The 18,343-nt window shown below is 71.2% G+C and carries 19 protein-coding genes; 13 read left to right on the forward strand and 6 right to left on the reverse strand.

The features are described 5' to 3' along the window. The first annotated feature begins 18 nt into the window (after positions 1-18). Both ACZ6TV_RS41030 and ACZ6TV_RS41035 read left to right on the forward strand, forming a co-directional pair. Positions 19-240 carry a hypothetical protein gene (locus ACZ6TV_RS41030; protein WP_465304406.1) on the forward strand — a complete coding sequence of 74 codons (222 nt, stop codon included), beginning with the start codon at positions 19-21 and terminating at the stop codon, positions 238-240. Further along, positions 237-815 carry a hypothetical protein gene (locus ACZ6TV_RS41035; protein WP_465304408.1) on the forward strand — a complete coding sequence of 193 codons (579 nt, stop codon included), beginning with the start codon at positions 237-239 and terminating at the stop codon, positions 813-815. Before ACZ6TV_RS41030 ends, ACZ6TV_RS41035 begins: the two co-directional genes overlap by 4 nt. On the opposite strand, the gene ACZ6TV_RS41040 is transcribed toward ACZ6TV_RS41035, so the two are convergent. Next, a complete protein-coding gene (locus ACZ6TV_RS41040) occupies positions 801-1,883 on the reverse strand; it encodes a DUF3866 family protein (protein ID WP_465304410.1) in 1,083 nt (360 codons plus the stop codon). The genes ACZ6TV_RS41035 and ACZ6TV_RS41040 overlap by 15 nt on opposite strands. Before the next feature lie 105 nt (positions 1,884-1,988). Here ACZ6TV_RS41040 and ACZ6TV_RS41045 point away from each other — a divergent pair, with 105 nt between their 5' ends. From ACZ6TV_RS41045 to tatC, 5 genes are all read left to right on the forward strand, one after another. Next, positions 1,989-2,996 (forward strand): helix-turn-helix transcriptional regulator, encoded by a 1,008-nt coding sequence (locus ACZ6TV_RS41045; protein ID WP_465304412.1) that lies wholly within the window; start codon positions 1,989-1,991, stop codon positions 2,994-2,996. A gap of 263 nt (positions 2,997-3,259) precedes the next feature. Beyond that, positions 3,260-4,225 (forward strand): helix-turn-helix transcriptional regulator, encoded by a 966-nt coding sequence (locus tag ACZ6TV_RS41050; protein ID WP_465304414.1) that lies wholly within the window; start codon positions 3,260-3,262, stop codon positions 4,223-4,225. 71 nt (positions 4,226-4,296) lie between these two features. Further along, entirely contained in the window at positions 4,297-4,581 is a 285-nt protein-coding gene (locus ACZ6TV_RS41055; RefSeq protein WP_465304416.1) for a hypothetical protein, read from the forward strand. Between the two features lie 195 nt (positions 4,582-4,776). Beyond that, positions 4,777-5,043, forward strand: coding sequence for a Sec-independent protein translocase subunit TatA (gene tatA / locus ACZ6TV_RS41060; protein WP_465304418.1), 267 nt, complete (start codon positions 4,777-4,779; stop codon positions 5,041-5,043). A gap of 83 nt (positions 5,044-5,126) precedes the next feature. Continuing rightward, positions 5,127-6,047, forward strand: coding sequence for a twin-arginine translocase subunit TatC (tatC, locus tag ACZ6TV_RS41065; RefSeq protein WP_465304420.1), 921 nt, complete (start codon positions 5,127-5,129; stop codon positions 6,045-6,047). Positions 6,048-6,166: 119 nt separating this feature from the next. Here the strand turns inward: tatC and ACZ6TV_RS41070 are convergent, their stop codons facing one another. Both ACZ6TV_RS41070 and ACZ6TV_RS41075 read right to left on the reverse strand, forming a co-directional pair. Beyond that, positions 6,167-6,544 (reverse strand): hypothetical protein, encoded by a 378-nt coding sequence (locus ACZ6TV_RS41070; protein ID WP_465304422.1) that lies wholly within the window; start codon positions 6,542-6,544, stop codon positions 6,167-6,169. A 447-nt stretch (positions 6,545-6,991) separates the two neighbouring features. Then, positions 6,992-7,585, reverse strand: a complete 594-nt coding sequence (locus tag ACZ6TV_RS41075; protein WP_465304424.1) for a peptidase inhibitor family I36 protein — start codon at positions 7,583-7,585, stop codon at positions 6,992-6,994. 147 nt (positions 7,586-7,732) lie between these two features. On the opposite strand from ACZ6TV_RS41075, the gene ACZ6TV_RS41080 reads away from it, so the two are divergent. Next, positions 7,733-8,611 (forward strand): YegS/Rv2252/BmrU family lipid kinase, encoded by an 879-nt coding sequence (locus ACZ6TV_RS41080; RefSeq protein WP_465304426.1) that lies wholly within the window; start codon positions 7,733-7,735, stop codon positions 8,609-8,611. Here ACZ6TV_RS41080 and ACZ6TV_RS41085 read toward each other — a convergent pair. Both ACZ6TV_RS41085 and ACZ6TV_RS41090 read right to left on the reverse strand, forming a co-directional pair. Beyond that, on the reverse strand, positions 8,608-8,982 hold the full coding sequence (locus ACZ6TV_RS41085) for an Hsp20 family protein (RefSeq protein WP_465304428.1): 375 nt from the start codon (positions 8,980-8,982) through the stop codon (positions 8,608-8,610). The two genes, ACZ6TV_RS41080 and ACZ6TV_RS41085, sit on opposite strands and share 4 nt — an antisense overlap. A gap of 110 nt (positions 8,983-9,092) precedes the next feature. Next, complete coding sequence (locus ACZ6TV_RS41090) at positions 9,093-9,833, reverse strand: HAD family hydrolase (protein WP_465304430.1); 741 nt, start codon at positions 9,831-9,833, stop codon at positions 9,093-9,095. Positions 9,834-9,854: 21 nt separating this feature from the next. Here ACZ6TV_RS41090 and ACZ6TV_RS41095 point away from each other — a divergent pair, with 21 nt between their 5' ends. The 4 genes from ACZ6TV_RS41095 (at position 9,855) to ACZ6TV_RS41110 (ending at position 17,254) form a co-directional block, all read left to right on the forward strand. After that, positions 9,855-12,569, forward strand: coding sequence for a DEAD/DEAH box helicase (locus ACZ6TV_RS41095; RefSeq protein ID WP_465304432.1), 2,715 nt, complete (start codon positions 9,855-9,857; stop codon positions 12,567-12,569). A 99-nt stretch (positions 12,570-12,668) separates the two neighbouring features. Continuing rightward, positions 12,669-13,583, forward strand: a complete 915-nt coding sequence (locus ACZ6TV_RS41100) for an MHYT domain-containing protein (protein WP_465304434.1) — start codon at positions 12,669-12,671, stop codon at positions 13,581-13,583. Between the two features lie 285 nt (positions 13,584-13,868). Then, positions 13,869-14,672, forward strand: a complete 804-nt coding sequence (locus ACZ6TV_RS41105) for a maleylpyruvate isomerase family mycothiol-dependent enzyme (protein ID WP_465304436.1) — start codon at positions 13,869-13,871, stop codon at positions 14,670-14,672. 104 nt (positions 14,673-14,776) lie between these two features. Further along, on the forward strand, positions 14,777-17,254 hold the full coding sequence (locus tag ACZ6TV_RS41110; RefSeq protein ID WP_465304438.1) for a glycogen/starch/alpha-glucan phosphorylase: 2,478 nt from the start codon (positions 14,777-14,779) through the stop codon (positions 17,252-17,254). Here the strand turns inward: ACZ6TV_RS41110 and ACZ6TV_RS41115 are convergent. Then, entirely contained in the window at positions 17,244-17,597 is a 354-nt protein-coding gene (locus tag ACZ6TV_RS41115; protein WP_465304440.1) for a winged helix-turn-helix transcriptional regulator, read from the reverse strand. The two genes, ACZ6TV_RS41110 and ACZ6TV_RS41115, sit on opposite strands and share 11 nt — an antisense overlap. 95 nt (positions 17,598-17,692) lie before the next feature. On the opposite strand from ACZ6TV_RS41115, the gene ACZ6TV_RS41120 reads away from it, so the two are divergent. Next, the gene (locus tag ACZ6TV_RS41120; protein ID WP_465304442.1) at positions 17,693-18,340 is read left to right on the forward strand and encodes an NADPH-dependent F420 reductase; all 648 of its coding nucleotides are present in this window, start codon (positions 17,693-17,695) and stop codon (positions 18,338-18,340) included. The last annotated feature ends 3 nt before the right edge of the window (positions 18,341-18,343 follow it).

Raw genomic sequence — 18,343 nt, forward strand, 5'->3', positions numbered from 1 at the left:
GTTAGGCTGACCGGCGCTATGGATGACAACCCCGCCGGTCAGCCCGCCCCTCCGGAGAAGTCGAAGGCGAGCGACAACCCGGACAAGCCGCGGTCCAACCGCCATGGTCGCCGGCTGCAGCGCATCCGTGAGGAGATCGAGCGCAACCGCACCGACGGCCCGGCGATCCCGACCTGGGTCCTCGCGCTCACCCTCGTGCTCATCATCGCCGTCATGACCGCCCTGGTGGTCTTCTCATGAGAAGGCTCGCCGCGATCGTGACCGCGGCGGTCGTCCTGGCCGGCTGCACCGACGACGGCGAGCGGCGCACCCCGCTGCCGGCCAACCCGACGAACGCCGGGCCGGCGTCCGAGCTGCCGCTGCCGTCACCGAGCCTGCCGCCGGTCGTCAACTCCGACGGCTGCCAGGGCCTGGTCACCGCCGCCCAGGTGCAGAAGGCCAGCGGGCTGTCCGTGCAGGCCAGCACCGGCGACGGCGCCGCCGCGGTCGCGCAGTACGGGCAGGCGGTGCAGAGCCTCGGCCTCAACGCCAAGGCCCGCATGTGCCCGTTCGGCAACGCCGCCGGCGACCAGGTCACCGTCGTCGCGCTGACGTTCCCCGACGCGGCCCAGTCGCAGAAGCTGTGGACGACGATCAAGTCCCTCGAGGCGGTCGGCGGTGTCGGCGAGGCCGCGCTCAGCGACAAGACCAAGACGCTGCTCGCCCGCCGCGGCAAGGCGATCGTCGCGGTCTACCTGGTGGCGTCCGCCGCGCCCGAGGCCAACCATCTGAGCCAGCTGCAGTCGGTGGCGAACGTGGCGCTAGCCAAGGCCTGACGCCGCCGCCCGCCCGGCCGCCGCGGCCGACAGGAAGTAGGCCCGGTCCTGCGCGTAGCCGCGGCCCATGGTCGACAGCTTGACCGGCAGTGCCAGCAGCGCCGGCTCCAGGTCCTCCGCGGGGGGCGTGACGATCCGGTGCGGCGGGCACATCGGCCGCAGCTGCTCATGTACGACCAGGGCCAGCTCCGCGTCCAGATCCGCCGGCACGACCAGGTCCGCCGGCGCGAGGGCGACCCGGCCGAACGCGGTCACGCTGTGGTGCGACACGCCGCGGTGCCGGGGCCGGGGGTCCGCGTCGGAGATGCGGGGCGCGGCGACGGGCCGGCCGCCGAGCGCCGCGACGGCGTTGACGGCCTCACCGGCGGCGACCCCAGAGAAGCCCCACGACGTGCCGGTGCCCAGGTTGCCCGGGCCCTGCGTGACGATCGCCAGGTCGGCGCCGAGACCGTGGCGGGCGGCGAGCAGGCCGCTGTGCACGTTGGTCGACTCCAGGTCGCCGCCGAACGCCTGGCCGGTGGTGACCGTCCCGGCGAGCATGGGGCGCAACGCGTCGAGGGTGCGGGAGAACCAGGCGGGCAGCGCGCCGCCGTCGGTCATCACGTAGGCGACCCGGGCCGCCGGCCGGTCGGCGTGGACGCCGGCGAGGATGGCGGGCAGCGCCGAGTGCAGATCCGCCACCACGACCGGCATTCCCGAAATATCGGTTTCGCCGGCGAGCGCGCCCCGCAGCGGCGACGCCTCCTCGTCGGCGGCGAGGACGACCGCCTGCAACGGCGTGTACCGGGCCTTGACCACGTGGCCGGGAGCGTCGGCGTCGTCCGGCAGCCGGTCCGGGATGGCGACGACCAGCGCGTACCCACCGGTGCCCAGACCCAGCGCGAGGGCGTTGACGTTGAGCAGCACCCGGTCACCGACCCGGGGTGTGCCGACGAGCGCCGGATACGCCAGGGCCCGCACCTGCTCCGGATCGTCCGGCCGGCGCGCCTCCAGTGCGACCAGGACCTCGACGCTGCCGTGCCACGATGTACGGGGCGCGACGACCGTCCCCCAGCGCCAGCGGATCATCGGCACAACCTACAGTGCCCGCAGGCCGTGACCGCCGTGTGACCCAACGTTCCGTCACCGCGTGGGCGACGCCAATTCGCTGTTCGGGCTGGTAGGTTCGCTGGCGTGTCGCGGACCCGAACCGAGCGCCTGGTCAATCTGGTGATCTGCCTGCTCTCGACACGCCGCTTCCTGACCGCCGGTCAGATCGCCTCCATCGTGCCCGGCTATGAGCACGACCCCGAGGACGAGCGCGACCACGAGGCGTTCCAGCGCAAGTTCGAGCGGGACAAGGCCGAGCTGCGTGAGCTCGGCGTGCCCTTGGAGATCGGCACCCCGTCGGTGTGGGACAACGAGCCCGGCTACCGCATCGCCCGCCGGGACTACGCGCTGCCCGACATCCCGCTCGAGCCCGACGAGGCGGCCGCGGTCGGCATCGCCGCGCGGCTGTGGCAGCAGACCGGGCTCGCCGCCGCCGCGTCATCCGGCCTGGCGAAGCTGCGCGCCGGCGGCATCGACGTCGACCCGCACGCCACCCTCGGCGTCGAGGCGGTCGTCACCGTCGACGCGGCGTTCGAGCCGCTCACCGCCGCCGTCCGGGACCGGCAGGCGGTCACGTTCGACTACCACGTGCCCGAGCGCGACGCCGCCCGCACCCGCAAACTGCAGCCGTGGGGCGTCGTCTGCTGGCGCGGCCGGTGGTATGTCGTCGGCCACGACCTGGAGCGCGGCGCCGAGCGCTGCTTCCGGCTGTCCCGGATCGTCAGCGGCGTCCGCCGGGTGGGCCGGCGCGGGGCGTATGAGCCGCCGAAGGTCGACCTGATCGCCTATGTCGCGAAGACGAGCGGCCCGGTCGAGCGCACCAGCCGCGCGACCCTCCTCGTGCGGCCGGGACGCGCCGCGGGTGTGCGCCGCTGGGCCGAGACCTGCGTGCCCGGCCCCGACGGCGACCGGCTCACGCTGCGCTACGCCGACATCGACTTCTTCGCCGGCTGGCTCGTCGGTTATGGCGCCGACGTGGTGGTCCTGGACCCGCCGCCGCTGCGCGACGAGGTGGTGAAGCGGCTCAAGGAGATCGTCGCCGGCGCCGCGCCCGCCGAGCTTCCGGCCGACCGGGCGGAGGTGGCGGTGTGACCGGCCCGGAGCGCAGCGCAGTGGCCGGTCGCCGGTGTTGCGGTGACTGGTCGCACCGGCGCCGGAGCGAAGCGGAGGTGGCATTGTGACCGGCTCGGAGCGCAGCGCAGTGGCCGGTCGCCGGTGTTGCGGTGACTGGTCGCACCGGCGCCGGAGCGAAGCGGAGGTGGCATTGTGACCGGCTCGGAGCGCAGCGCAGTGGCCGGTCGCCGGTGTTGCGGTGACTGGTCGCACCGGCGCCGGAGCGAAGCGGAGGTGGCGGTGTGACGACGTCCGTGGACCGGCTCGGCCGGTTGCTCAACCTGGTGCCGTATCTGCAGGCCAGGCCCGGGATCACCCTCGCGGAGGCGGCGGCGGACCACGGCATCACCGAGCGCCAGCTGCGCGAGGACCTCGAGCTGCTGTGGCTGTGCGGCCTGCCGGGCTACGGCCCCGGCGACCTGATCGACATGGCGTTCGTCGGCGACGGGGTCACCGTCACGTATGACGCCGGCATCGACCGCCCGCTGCGCCTGACCCCCGACGAGGCCCTTGCCCTCATCGTCGCCCTGCGCACGCTCGCCGAGACCCCGGGCGTCGCCCAGCGCGACGGCGTCCACCGCGCCCTCGCCAAGATCGAGCACGCGGCGGGGGACCTCGCCGACGCGCCCGTCGCCGTGCGCATCCCCGGCAACGCCGACCGCCTCGAGGAGCTCCGCGGCGCCGTCGAGCGCCGCCACGCGCTGCGGATCACGTATTACACGGCGACCCGCGACGAGACCTCGGAACGCGTCGTGGACCCCATGCGGGTCCTCGTCGTCGGCCGCTGGGCCTACCTGGAGGCGTGGTGCCGCCGCGCGCAGGCGGTCCGGCTGTTCCGGGTCGACCGGATCGACGCCTCCACCGAGCTGGAGGAGCCGGCCCGCGTGCCCGTCCAGGCGGAGCCGACCGACACCCGCACCGGCACCCTCTTCCGCCCCACGCCCGACCTGCCGCTCATCACGCTGCGGGTCGGCCGGGGCGCGCGGTGGATCACCGAGCAGTATCCGTGCGAGGAGGTCGTGCGGGGGCCGGGGGAGCACTGGACGGTCTCGCTGCGCGCCTCCGACCTGGACTGGGCCCGCCGGATGGTGCTCGGCCTGGGCGCCGAGGTGTCGGTGGTCTCGCCGCCGGCCCTGGCGGAGTCGGTCGCCGCCGAGGCACGGTCCGCCCTGTCCGCCTACGACGCGCCAGTCCCCGCGCTGCCCTGACTCGCACCGTTCCCCGTTCGTCCCCGTTGCGCCGCGCTGCCGGGGCGTTCGTCGTGGACTAAGGTCGGTGCGTGCTCTGGTGGATCTCGGGCGGCATCGTCCTGCTCTCGCTCATCGTCCTGATCGCGGTCCTGATGTCGACGGCGGCCCGCGTGCGTCAGTTCGATAACACCGCGCAGTCGCTGCAGCGGCGGCTCCTCGACGGCGAGAAGCGTCTCCAGCCTCACCTGGCCCGCCTGCAGCAGACCGCGGAGGCCATGCAGCCCCGCCTGGAGGCCATGCAGGAGCAGGCACTCATCATCCAGGCGCGGCGCGGAGAGCTCGAAGACGCAGATCAGGGCCCTGCCGCCCGCTAACAGTTAAGAAACTTGCCGGATCAACCGGGCAAATAGCACTGTTGTCCGGACGGATGGTTGACGATCGGGCATCGGAGCGTCAACACTCGTCAGGACTTCAGCGGCCGGACCCCTTCCCGCAACCCGGCCTCTGCCCGTCACCCGATGTCACCAGTACGATGGGTCGGGCAATACAAGACTGTGAGGTGGCTTCACATGGGTGCACTCAAGCCGTGGCACATCATCGTGCTCGTGGTGGTGTTGATCCTGCTCTTCGGCGCCAAGCGCCTGCCTGACGCGGCGCGGTCGCTGGGCCGTTCGATGCGCATCATCAAGGCGGAGACCAAGGGTCTGGCCGAGGACGACGTCGACGCGAAGGCCGAAGCCCAGTCGGGTCGCGCGCCGCTGCAGGGCACGATCGACGACAACAAGCCGTCGCCCGCGCCGAGCGTCGACCCCGTCAACCGCGTTCCCGAGCGCTGAGGCCTTAGAGCGTCGTGAGCGTTCTTTCCAGACGGCGCCGTGACAAGGCGCCGTCGAACTTCCAACGGGCCGCAGACGGATCCATGACGCTCATGGATCACCTGCGGGAGCTCAGGTCACGACTGTTCAAGGCGTGCTTGGCGATTCTCGTTGGAATCATCATCGCGTGGTTCCTCGCTCAGCATGTGCTCACGATCATCCAAGAGCCCTACTGTGACCTGGCGCTGAAGCAGACGCTGAAGGCGAACAACAACGTGATGCCGACGGGCTATCGGTGCCCGTTCGTCAACCTCAAGGTGACCGACCCGCTGCTGCTGCAGTTGAAGATCTCGCTGTGGACCGGCTTGATCCTCGCCTGCCCGTTCTGGCTCTATCAGCTCTGGGCGTTCGTCGCGCCGGGCCTGCATCGCCACGAGCGCAAGTGGGCGTATGTGTTCGCGGGGCTTGCCGCGCCGTTGTTCGCGCTCGGTTCCGTGCTTGCGTTCTACGTCGTGAAGACCGGTCTCGAGGTGCTGCTGTCCTTCACCGGTCAGAACACGAGCAACATCCTTGAGGCGATGTCCTACGTAGACTTCGTCACCGGCATGATGCTGGTCTTCGGCGTGGCGTTCGAGTTCCCGCTGGGCGTCATGCTGGCCAACGTCGCGGGGATCGTCAGCGGCAAGCGCCTGCTGGGCTGGTGGCGGGTCGCCGTCTTCACGTTCTTCGTCTTCGCCGCGGTCGCCACGCCGACGGCCGACCCGTTCGGCATGACGTTCCTGGCGCTGTGCCTCTCCGCGCTCTACTTCGGGGCCGTCGCCTTCGCGATCGTCAACGACCGGCGCCGCAATCGCAATCGGCCGTCGTATGAAGCGCTCGACGACGACGAGGCGTCGTCGCTCGACGACTACCACGTCGAGCCGGTCGGTGCGGCGACGTCGGTGGCGGGATACGACCCGGTGGAGGCACCCACTCCGGTTGAGCGCCCGCAGGCCCTTGACCGGCGGTACGACGACATCACGTAACGGACGGCGGCGTAGTTGCCCACGGGCAACTACGCCGCCCTTTCCGATGTGGTGCGGCCGCAAATCGAGTTCTTGGTTCTACGGCCGTCGCCGATGGCGAGACGAACCGCCGGCGAATGTTATGCGCTGACGCCGAACTGCCAGCACAGGTTCAGCGTGTATGAACACGGCCGGATCCACACGACCGGCGCGTTGGACGTGGTGACCTGCGTCCATCCGCAGCCCGCGGCGGATCCATTTCCGTCCAGCACGTAGAACGTCTGGGAACTTCCCTGCAGCCGGTATTCCATCACGAAGTTGTTGCCGTCGGCCTCGGTGTCGCAGGCGTACACGGACGTGTGATTGTCGCGAGTGCCGCCGTAGCCGCACGCCTTCAGGCTGCTCCAGCCGCAGGCGAACGGTCCGGCCATGTTCTGGTTGTCATGGGCCGAGGCGGAGGAAGGAACGGCCACGAGCATGGCGGCCGCTGCCATCATCGTGCCGAGCGCGCGAATCATCCATTTTCGGTTCAATGCAAAGCCCCGTTTCTCGTTGAATCCGAAAGTTGCCCGGAAGGCTGATCAGCCAAATGTTGGCCGGCATGACGCGATCGCAAAGGAATGCTATGACGGGTGGGAATATTAAGTCAACAGCTTGAATGTTTGTAAGCGTTGCTTATGTTCTCGCGCACCATTGCTCAATAGGAATGGTGTTTCGTCGCACGCTACTGATGCTGCTGCGGCAAAGTGCGGGACTTAGCATCCGCGCGTGAACATCGCGTTACTCGCCAACCTGGCCGCGGGTAAAGAATGCAAGGCCGGACTGCGCTCTGAGGTCGTGGCGCGGCTCTGGGCGGGCGGTGTGCGGTCGACGTGGTCACCGACCGCGACAGCGCGGCGGAGGGCCGCCGGCGGGTCGCCGGCGGCCCTCCGTGTGTAAATGTGCTGGCGCGGCAACCGTCGCCGCTATGGTCCGCACGAGCCCAGAATGCGCTTCACATGGTCCGCATATCTGTCTGCCGAGGCCGCCAGCGTGTACGTCTCCGACCAGTTGTTGACCCGGAACAACTCCACGTCATGAATATGCCCGTTGTTGGGGTTGCCCTGATCGTAGTGGTTGTAGAAGATGATCTGGCTGTTCGTGTTGTTGTTGACCGAACGGGTCCTGTCGTTCCATCCGTACGATGTGAGGTCCTGCCAGCCGCAGGAGCTGAGCTTGCCCATCGAACCGGTCAGGTTCTGGCCGTCGTAGAAGCAGAACCAGCCCGACGGACAGCTCGCCGCCTGCACGGCCTGGATGGAGTTCGGCAGTGCGTAGGTCGCGATGAACTCGCCGTTGTTGTAGGACACCTCGTTCGCGCTGATCTGCTTGCCACCCGGGGCGAGCGTCAACTGGAGGTCGATCTTCCGCTGCAGCTGTGCCGCCGTGGTCGGCGGCTTGGCGAGCTCCGCGCGGATCTGGGCCTTGCTGAGTGGTGCGGCGTCGGCGGGTGTCGCGCCGACGGCGGTGGCCGCCAGCACGGCGATCGATGCGGCCGCGAGGTGTTTCAGTGCTTTCACGAGTTCCCCTCAACTCTTTCGGTGCGCTGTCGTTTCTTATCCTTACTGTGATGGCTATCGATCTACTACTCTTACGCTCTTCGATGTCTATGGGGCGGGCCGGCGGGATGGTGGCCGGGGTGGGGTGCGGGGCCCTAGCATCCGTGCGTGAACATCGCGCTGCTCGCCAACCCGACCGCCGGTAAAGGGCGGCGGGCCGCTCTGTTGCCCGAGGTGGTGGCGCGGCTGCGGGCCGGTGGGCATGACGTCGACGTGGTCACCGCGACCACCCGCGACGGCATGGTCGAGCAGGGCAGGGCGGCAGTGGCCGGCGGGAAGGCAGTGGTCGCCATGGGCGGCGACGGGACCGTGCACCTGGGGCTGCAGGCGGTGGCCGGGACCGGGGCGGCGTTCGGGATCGTGCCCGCGGGGACCGGCAACGACTTCGCGGTCCGGCTCGGGCTGCCCGGCGACACGCTCCAGGCCGCCGACGCGATCGCGCGCAGTACGGGGACACGGGACGTGGACCTGGCGCGGGTCGAGGGCGGCGACGGGACCACGGCGTGGTTCGGGGCGGTGATGGCGGCCGGGTTCGACGCGTTCGTCAACGAGCGGGCCAACCGGATGCGCTGGCCGCGCGGGCCGCAACGCTACAACCTGGCGATCGTCGGTGAGCTGCTGGCGTTGCGGGCCCGCAGGTACACGATGCGGATCGACGGGAACGGGAGCACCTTCGACTCGGTGCTGGTCGCGATCGGCAACACCGAGAGCTACGGCGGCGGGTTCCGGATCGTGCCCGGCGCCGACCCCGCCGACGGCCTGCTCGACGTGGTCGTCGCCGAGCCGCTGGGCAGGCTGACGCTGATGCGGCTGCGGCCGAAGGTGTTCAAGGGCACGCACGTGCGGGACCCGCGGGTGTCGACGTTCCGCGCGAAGAAGGTGGAGCTGGCCGCCGAGGGGGTCACCGCGTACGCCGACGGGGAGCGGATCTGCCCGCTCCCCGTGACGGTCGAATGCGTGCCCGGCGCCTTGAAGCTGCTCGGTTAGGCGGCGTTGTGGATGCGGACGGTCACGCCGTTCGCGGACGGGGTCGTGGAGACGTCCGACTCGGTGACGCCGTCGGGCAGCGAGAAGCTGCGGCTGAAGGAGCTGGAGCTCGACGAGCTCGACGAGAATGTCGCGCCGCCCTCCGAGCTGTGCGACGAGGTGCTGGTGCCGCCGCCGCCCTTGATGGTGAGGCGGCCACCGGACACCTGGACGTCGACGTTCGACGGGTCGACGCCGTCGACGGTGATGACGAGGTCGTCGCCCTCCGTCGTGGTGGACACGGAGGTCGAGTGGGTGTGCGAGGCGGCGTGGTCGACCTCGGACTCGATGCGGGCGAGGGCTTCTGACGGGTTCCAACGGCCTAACGGCATGGTGTCCTCCGGAAAATGTATCGGTATTCCCCTGCACTGTCGCTGCCTGGCGGGGAGCCGACAAGCACACAGGCGGTGTTGCGACACTGGTTTCCCAACCGCGGCGGAATTTAAAGCAGCCGCAGCACGGCGCTGAGGCCGTGGACCTTGCCCGGGTCACTCTCCGGGAGGACGAGGACGCTGCAGCCGGCCGCCGCGGCGCCCGCGTCGGCGGGGGAGTCGCCGACCATCAGGGTCCGCTCCGGGTCGGTCCGCAACGCCGCGCAGGCCTTCCAGAAGATCGCCGGGTCGGGTTTGCAGCGGCCCACCTCGTACGACAGGACGAACGCGTCGACGAGGTCGGCGAAACCCAGCTGACCAGCCAGATCGCGCAGGTCGAACCCGATGTTGGAGACCACGGCGACCGGCACGCCGCGCTCCCGCAGTGCCTGGAGGGTGGGGATGGTGTCCGCGTACAGCTGCCAGCCGTCGGCGACCAGCAGACGGTCGTAGAGGGCCTCGGCGAGGTCGGCGTCGACGGTCGCCGCCAGCCCTTCGTAGGCGGCCCGGTGCGCCTGCACGGACAGGTCACGGTCGGCCCACACCTCGGCGAGGTGCGCCGGCACCCGGTGCGGCTTCGGCCCGCCGGCCCGCCCGGCCGTCGTCAGCCGGTCGGCGAGGACCGTCGCCCGGCCCCGGTCCAGGGTGGTGCCGAGGCTCGAAGCGGCTGACGTCACCCACCTGACGGGGTCCTCCACCTGCGCGATCGTCCCGTGGAAATCCAGGAGCACGGCCTCGACGGGCCGCCATGGACTTGGTGGTTCAGCGCTTTCCGGCACGCCAGCACGATACCCATGAGCGGATCCGGGCATCTTTCGCCTAGCCTTGGGGTCATGAACACCCCCGCCGAGCGGTACGAAGCGGCGCAAAGGCGGGCTGAGCGTCCTGCCCTGACCGAGTTCGTCGAAGAGCTGGACTTCGCCCTCGACCCGTTCCAGGCCGACGCGTGCGACGCCCTCGAACGCGGCACGGGCGTCCTCGTCTGCGCGCCGACCGGTGCCGGCAAGACCGTCGTCGGGGAGTTCGCGGTCCACCTGGCGTTGCGGCAGGGACGCAAGTGCTTCTACACGACGCCGATCAAGGCCCTGTCGAACCAGAAGTACAACGACCTCGTGCAGCGCTACGGCGCCGAGCGGGTCGGCCTGCTCACCGGCGACAACGCGATCAACGGTGACGCACCCGTCGTCGTCATGACGACCGAGGTCCTGCGCAACATGCTGTATGCGGGCTCGGCGACCCTGGAGGGCCTCTCCTACGTCGTCATGGACGAGGTGCACTACCTCGCCGACCGGTTCCGCGGCGCGGTCTGGGAAGAGGTGATCATCCACCTGCCGGACTCGGTGACGCTCGTGTCGCTGTCGGCGACCGTGTCCAACGCGGAGGAGTTCGCCGACTGGCTCGTCACCGTCCGCGGCGAGACCACGGTCGTGGTCAGCGAGCACCGGCCGGTCCCGCTGTGGCAGCACATGCTCATCGACCGCCGGATGTTCGACCTGTTCCACGACGCCGAGGCCGCGCAGAAGCACGACGTGCACCCTGAGCTGCTGCGGTACCACCGCGAGATGCTCCGCCGCGCCGAGCTCGCGGGACCGCGGGGCGGCCGCCGCAAGGGCCCCTACCGGCCCGAGATCATCGAGCGGCTCGACCGCGAGGGACTGCTGCCCGCGATCGTGTTCATCTTCAGCCGGGCCGGCTGCGACGCCGCCGTCCAGCAGTGCCTCGCCGGCGGCCTGCGGCTCACCGCCCCCGACGAGCGGGTCGAGATCCGCACCATCGTCGAGTCGCGCACGAAGCACATCCCGAGCGAGGACCTGCAGGTGCTCGGGTACTGGGAATGGCTCGACGGCCTGGAGCGGGGCCTCGCCGCGCACCACGCCGGGATGCTGCCGGCGTTCAAGGAGGTCGTCGAGGAGCTGTTCGTCCGCGGCCTCGTCAAGGCCGTGTTCGCCACCGAGACCCTCGCGCTCGGCATCAACATGCCCGCCCGGTGCGTCGTCCTGGAGCGGCTCGTCAAGTACAACGGCGAGGCGCACGTCGACCTGACCCCGGGGGAGTACACGCAGCTGACCGGCCGCGCCGGGCGCCGCGGCATCGACGTGGAGGGCCACGCCGTCGTCGTCTGGGCGCCGGAGCTGGACCCGCGGCACGTGGCGGGTCTCGCCTCCACCCGCACCTACCCGCTCAAGTCGAGCTTCCGGCCGTCGTACAACATGGCGGTCAACCTCGTGGGCAGCGTCGGCGTCACCGCGGCCAGGGAGCTGCTCGAGAGCTCCTTCGCGCAGTTCCAGGCGGACCGTTCGGTGGTGGGGCTGGCGCGGCAGGTGCAGCGCAACATGGACACGATCACCACGTACGGCGCCGAGACCCGGTGCCACCTCGGCGACTTCGACGAGTACTTCGGCTTCCGGGTCGCGATCGCCGAGCGGGAGCGGGCCATCGCCCGGCAGGGCGCCCAGCAGCGCCGCGCGGCGGCCCTGGAGTCCCTCGAGCGGCTGCGCCCCGGCGACGTCATCCGGGTGCCCACCGGCCGCCGGGCCGGCATCGCGATCATCATCGACCCGGGGGTCGGCGGGCGCGGCTTCGGCGAGCCCCGGCCGCTGGTGCTCACCGAGGACCGGTGGGCCGGCCGGATCTCCGGCGCGGACTTCACCGCCGCCGTCGAGTCCCTCGGCCGGGTCAGGGTCCCGAAGCAGTTCAACTACCGCTCGGCCCAGGACCGGCGGGACCTCGCCGCGCAGCTGCGCCGCCTGTCGCTCGACCCGCCGCCGCGCGGGCGGGGCCGCAACCGGGACGTCGCGGACGACGCCGAGCTCGACCAGCTGCGCGCCGCCATGCGCCGGCACCCGTGCCACCAGTGCCCGGAGCGGGAGGAGCACGCCCGCTGGGCGGAGCGCCGCTGGCGCCTGGAGCGCGACACGGAGGCGCTGCGCGGGAAGGTCGCCAACCGCACCGGCTCCCTCGCCCGCACGTTCGACCGGGTCTGCGGGCTGCTCACCGACCGCGGCTACCTGTCCAAGGCCGGCACCGTCACCGACGCCGGCCGGATGCTCGCCCGGATCTGGTCCGAGACGGACCTGCTCGTCGCCGAATGCCTGCGCAAGGGCGTCTGGGACGGCCTGAGCGCGGCCGACCTCGCCGCCGCCGCGAGCGTCCTGGTGTACGAGGCCCGCCGCGAGTCCGACGACCGCGCCTCCATCCCGCGCGGCGACGTGTCCGAGGCGATCGACGCCACCCTCCAGCTGTGGTCCGAGCTGCGCGAGGACGAGGACTCCCGGGGCCTGCAGCTGACCAGGGAGCTCGACCTCGGTTTCGTCTGGCCGGTGTACCGGTGGGCCCGCGGCGAGTCCCTCACGAAGGTGCTCGGCAGCGTCCACGGCCTGGAGGGCGACATGCCGGCCGGTGACTTCGTGCGGTGGTCCCGCCAGGTCCTCGACCTGCTCGGGCAGCTCGCCGACGCCCCCGGCGCCTCCGACGCCGTGCGCCGCACCGCCCGTCAGGCGATGGGTGCGATGACCCGCGGCGTGCTGGCGTACAGCGTCATGACGTAGTCACACAGCGAGTTTTCATCCGTTCGGATTAGAAATATTCGTTCGGATCCGCAATGATGCTCTCGCCGGGGGGCCAGTCCCGGCGCGGAAGGAATCATCGTGGGAGAGCTGCACCATTTCACGTACGGGCCGATCACGCCGATCTTCGCGTACGCGATGTCGTTCCTGGGTTCCCTCCTCGGCCTGGTGAGCACGGCTCGGGCACGAGCGGCCACCGACACCCGGCGCCGCGCCTGGCTGCTGATCCTCGCGGCCTGGGCCATCGGCGGCACCGGCATCTGGGTCATGCACTTCATGGCGATGATCGGCTTCAGCGTCGTCGGCTCCCCGCTGCGCTACGACGTGCCCATCACCGTCGCGAGCTTCTTCATCGCCGTGGTCACGGTCGGCATCGGCCTGTTCATCGTCGGCCTCGGCAAACCGTCGCTGCTGAAGGTCCTCATCGGCGGCCCCATCACCGGCGTCTCCGTCGCCTTCATGCACTACACGGGCATGGCCGCGATGCAGATCAACGGCTCGTTCGACTACAAGAGCAACCTCTTCTACGCCTCCTACGCGATCGCCGTCGTCGCCGCGACCGTCGCCCTCTGGTTCACCGTCGTGGTCCGCGGCATCCCCGCGACGCTCGCCGCGGCGGCCGTCATGGGCGTCGCCGTCTGCGGCATGCACTACACCGGCATGGCCGCCATGCACGTCAACCTCACCACCGACAGCGTGGCCGCGGTCCCCGGCGTCGACGTCAACTGGTTCCTCGCCCCGATCGTCCTGTTCGTCCTGGTCGTGGTCATCGCCCTGGTCAGCGCCGTCATGGCCGTCCCGTCGGAGCGCGAGCAGGCCGAGGCCGCCGCCGTCATGGACAAGATCGCCGCCGGCGACGCCATCCGCACCGCCACCGCCGGCCCGGTCTTCGGCGGCGGCAGCAACGCCACCCCGTCCGCCCCCGGCACCGGCCAGGCATTCTCCGCCCGCGCCGCCAACGGCATCGCCGACGCCCGCCGCCAACGCGGCCGCTGACCGCCCAACCACTTCCCACCGCACCGCCGCCGGGCAGGGCACTCCACCCCACCCAGCGGCGGTGCTGTGTGTCTCAGGCCGGTCTCAGGACCACCTGCGCCCGTGTGGGTGACGGGTCACGGCCCGGCGGGCGGAGCCGGTGGCGACGGCCGGCACGGCGCAGTTGGGAGGCCTCGGCCGCGGCGGTGCGATGTCGGCGGCCGAGGCCGGGAAATCAGGACGGGCGGACCGGGGCGTCGATGCGTTCGACCGGCGGGCCGGGGACGTGCACAGCACAATGAACCGATGACCGAGCTGAACGTGGCGCATGCCCGGCGGGCGATCGTCGAACACACCAGGCGGCTGGCGGAGTCGGCGGCCGCGGCCGGGCCTGCGGCCGCTGTGCCGACCGCGCCGGAGTGGACCGTGGCGGACCTGGTCGAGCATGTGGGGCAGACCCAGCACTGGGTCGCGGAGATCATCGAGCGGCGCATCACCGACCCCGCGAGGCTGCCCACGGAGATGGCCGTGCTCCCTGCCGATCCGGGGGAGTGGCCGGCGTGGCTGGAGGAGGCCGCGCGGCGGGTCGTGGGTGCGGCCTCCGACGACGCGCTCGACGCGCCGGTGTTCAACCCGGCGGGGGACGAGCGGCCCGGGGCGCGGTTCTGGCTGTCCAGCGTGCTCAACGAGACGGTCGTGCACGGTTTCGACGCGGCCCGCGCGGCGGGCCGGGCGGATCAAACGGACGCGGGCGTCGCGGCCGCGCTCATCAGCAACCACTTCGCGATGCTCACCTCCCCCGCGTGGGAGACGCGGCGGACCGAATCGGCCCACGCCGTCCGGGGCACCGGGCAGACCCTGCAGTGGACGGCCACCGACGTCGAGGGCGACGCGGGTGCCTGGTTCGTCGAACGGCGGGCCGATGGAGCCACCTGGCGGCCCGGCACCGGGCAGGCCGACGTGACGGTGACCGGACCGGCCGGGTCGCTGCTGCTGACCCTGACCCGGCGGCTGCAGTTCACCGACCGCGAAGCCGCCGGCATCAGCGTCGACGGCGACGCCGGCCTCGCCCGGCACTGGCTCGACAACACCGCCCACGTGGCCGACTGACCGGCACCGAAAAAGACGAAAGACGAAACGCACGGGAGGGGGAGAGGAAGAGGAATCTGGGGAGACCGTCGCAGGGTGGTGAGCGCCTGGCGGATACTGGGCGGGTGACCGAGGCCCGGCCCCGACTCAGGCGCACTGTCGGCGACTCGCTCGAGGACTTCGAGCGGGACCTGATCTCCAACCTCTATTACCAGCGTGGCACGACGATCCAGTCGGCCAGCGGGCCCGACGGGTATCACACCCTGGCGGTGACCGTCAGGGACAGGCTGGTCGACAGGTATGCGCGGACGGCGGCGGCGCACTACGAGGCCAACCCGAGGTTCGTCTACTACCTGTCGGCGGAGTATCTGCTCGGGCGGCAGCTGCGGCAGAACCTCCTCTACACGGACACGGAGCGGTGGGTCCGGCCGATCGCCGAGGACCTGGGCGTGTCGCTGGAGGCGCTGGAGGTGTACGACGTCGAGCCCGGACTCGGCAACGGCGGGCTCGGGCGGCTGGCGGCGTGCCTGCTGGACTCGATGGCGACGCTGGACATCCCGGCGGTCGGGTATGGCATCCGCTACGAGTTCGGCATCTTCAAGCAGACGTTCCGCGACGGGCAGCAGGTCGAGCGGCCCGACGACTGGACGTTCTACGGCAACCCGTGGGAGTTCCCGGCGCCCGACGACCGGCAGCTGGTCGGCTTCTACGGCTCGACGGCACCCGACCCGACCGATGCCACCAACCTCAGGAAGGTGTGGACGCCGGGGGAGACGGTGCGGGGCGAGCCGAGCCACATGCTCGTGCCGGGGTACGGCACGGAGACGGTCAACATCGTCCGGCTGTGGCAGGCGCGGGCCAGCCGCGAGTCGTTCGACCTGGCCAGGTTCGGCGTCGGGCAGTACGTCGAGGCCGTCGACGACATCGTGAAGGCCGAGAACATCAGCAAGGTGCTCTACCCCGACGACAGCACCGAGCCGGGCCGGGAGCTGCGGCTGAAGCAGCAGTACTTCCTCGTCGCCTGCTCGCTGCGGGACATCATCCGCCGGTACCGGCTGCGCAACAGCGACTGGAACGGCTTCGCCGACAAGGTCGTCATCCAGCTCAACGACACGCACCCGGTCATGGCCGTCACCGAGCTGATGCGGCTGCTGGTCGACGAGCACGGGCTGGCCTGGGACGACGCGTGGGCGATCACCCGGCGCACGTTCAACTACACGTGCCACACGCTGCTGCCGGAGGCGTTGGAGACGTGGCCGGTCCGGCTCCTGGAGCGGCTCCTGCCCCGGCATCTGGAGATCATCTACACGATCAACCACTTCTTCCTGGAGGAGGTGCGGCGGGCGTACCCGGGCGACGACGACATCGTGCGGAGGATGTCCATCATCGGCGAGGGCGACGAGCGCCGGGTCCGGATGGCGCACCTCGCGGTCGTCGGCAGCACCGCCGTCAACGGCGTCGCCGAGCTGCACACCAAGCTGCTCGCGGAGACGACGCTGCACGACTTCGCGACGCTGTGGCCCGGGCGCTTCCACAACGTCACCAACGGGGTCACGCCGCGGCGGTTCCTGCGCATGGCCAACCCGGCGCTGTCGGAGCTGATCACCGACATGCTCGGTGACGAGGGGTGGCTGACCGACCTGGAGCGGCTGCACGGGCTCGGCCCGCACGCCGACGACCCGGCGTTCCGCGCCGCGTGGCGGGACGTGAAGCGGCACAACAAGGTCGAGCTCGGCACCGCCGTCGAACGTTCCACCGGCGTCCTCGTCGACCCCGACGCGCTGTGCGACGTGATGATCAAGCGGTTCCACGAGTACAAGCGGCAGCAGCTGAAGCTCCTGCACGTGATCACGATGGTGAACCGGATCCGTGCCGACCCCGGCGCCGCCTACGTGCCGCGCACCGTGCTCTTCGGCGGGAAGGCGGCACCCGGGTACCACGCGATGAAGCTGCTCATCCACCTCGTCAACGCGGTCGCCGAGGTCGTGAACACCGACCCGGTCCTCGCCCGGCACCTGCGGGTGGTGTTCCCGCCGGACTACAACGTGACGAAGGCGCAGTACGTCATCCCGGCCGCGGACCTGTCGGAGCAGATCTCCCTCGCCGGCAAGGAGGCGTCCGGCACGGGCAACATGAAGCTCGCCCTCAACGGCGCGCTCACCATCGGTACCCTCGACGGCGCGAACATCGAGATCCGTGACCGGGTGGGGGCGGACAACTTCTTCCTCTTCGGCATGGACACGCCGGCGGTGGCCGCGCTGCGCCGGTCCGGCTACTCGCCGCGCTCGTTCTACGAGGCGGACTTCGAGCTGCGCCTCGCCGTCGACACGATCGCCTCGGGCGCGTTCGCGAAGGGCGACCGCGGCGTGTTCGCCCCCGTCGTCGAGGCGATGCTGGGCCGCGACGAGTACATGGCCCTCGCCGACTACCGGTCCTATGTGGACTGTCAGGACGCGGTCGCGGAGGCGTGGACGGACCAGGAGCGGTGGACCCGGATGTCGATCCTGAACACGGCCCGGTGCGGCTTCTTCTCCTCCGACCGTACGGTCCGCGAGTACTGCGCCGACATCTGGAAGGTGGAGCCGGTCAGGGTCAGCCGGTAGCGTGCCGTTCCTGGGCCGCCAGGACGGCGTCGCCGTAGCGCTGCGCCCAGGCGCCCATGGCCCGCATCGGCTCGATGAGCGCCGCGCCGGCCTCGGTCAGCTCGTAGTCGACACGCGGCGGCGCCTCCGCGTACCGGTGCCGCCGCACGAGCCCGTTGGCCTCCAGCCGGCGCAGCGCGTCGTTGAGGACCTTCGGCCCGATCCCGCCGATCCGCTCGGCCAGCAGCCGCGGGCGGGCCGGTCCGAGCTCCGCGAGGGTGAAGACGACGACGCTGTCCCAGCGGTTGGCGAGCACCTCGAACGCGACCCTGGCGCGGCAGTCGGCGGTGTACGTGTCCGGCATCCCTCCATGGTGCCCGCGCCGACGCACACCGGATGGTGTCCATCGCCGTGCCTACCGTCTCCCCGCGAGGTACACCGGCGGAAGGAGACGGACGAATGCGGATCGGGATGCTCGGGACGGGGTCGATGGCCGCGGCCCTGGGCGGCGCGTGGGTGGGCGCCGGGCACGAGGTGGTGGTCGGCGGCCGGGATCCGGCGAAGGCGGCGGCCACCGCGGCCCGGATCGGCGCGGCCGGGCACGGCACCCTGGCCGGCGCGGCCCGGCACGGTGCCGCCGTGCTGCTGGCGGTGCCGGCCGGGGCGGCCGTCGCGGTGCTCGGGGCTGTGGCCGGGCACCTGGCGGGCACGACGGTCGTCGACTGCACCAATCCGGTCGAGCCGGCCGCGGGCGGGTTGGTGCTCACCGCCGCCATGGCCGGCCTGCTCGCGGATGCCGCTCCGGGCGCGCACGTGGTGAAGGCGTTCAACCTGTGCCACGAGAGCGTCTGGTCGCTGCGGCCGCCGGTGTACGAGGGTGCGCCGCTGACCGTCCCCTACTGCGCCGACGATCCGGGTGCCCGGGCGGTCGTGCGCGAACTGGTGACGTCGATCGGCTGCGCCCCGGCGGACTGCGGCGGGCTGGCCCGCGCCCCCTACCTGGAGGCGACGGCGGCCCTGGCGATCGGCATGTGGTTCGCCGGCGCCGAGCCGCGCCTGGCCTTCCCGGCCCCCGCCGGCCCCGCTGCCGGGAGCGGGCCGGCCTGACGC

The sequence above is a fragment of the Dactylosporangium sp. NPDC051087 genome (assembly GCF_055586325.1).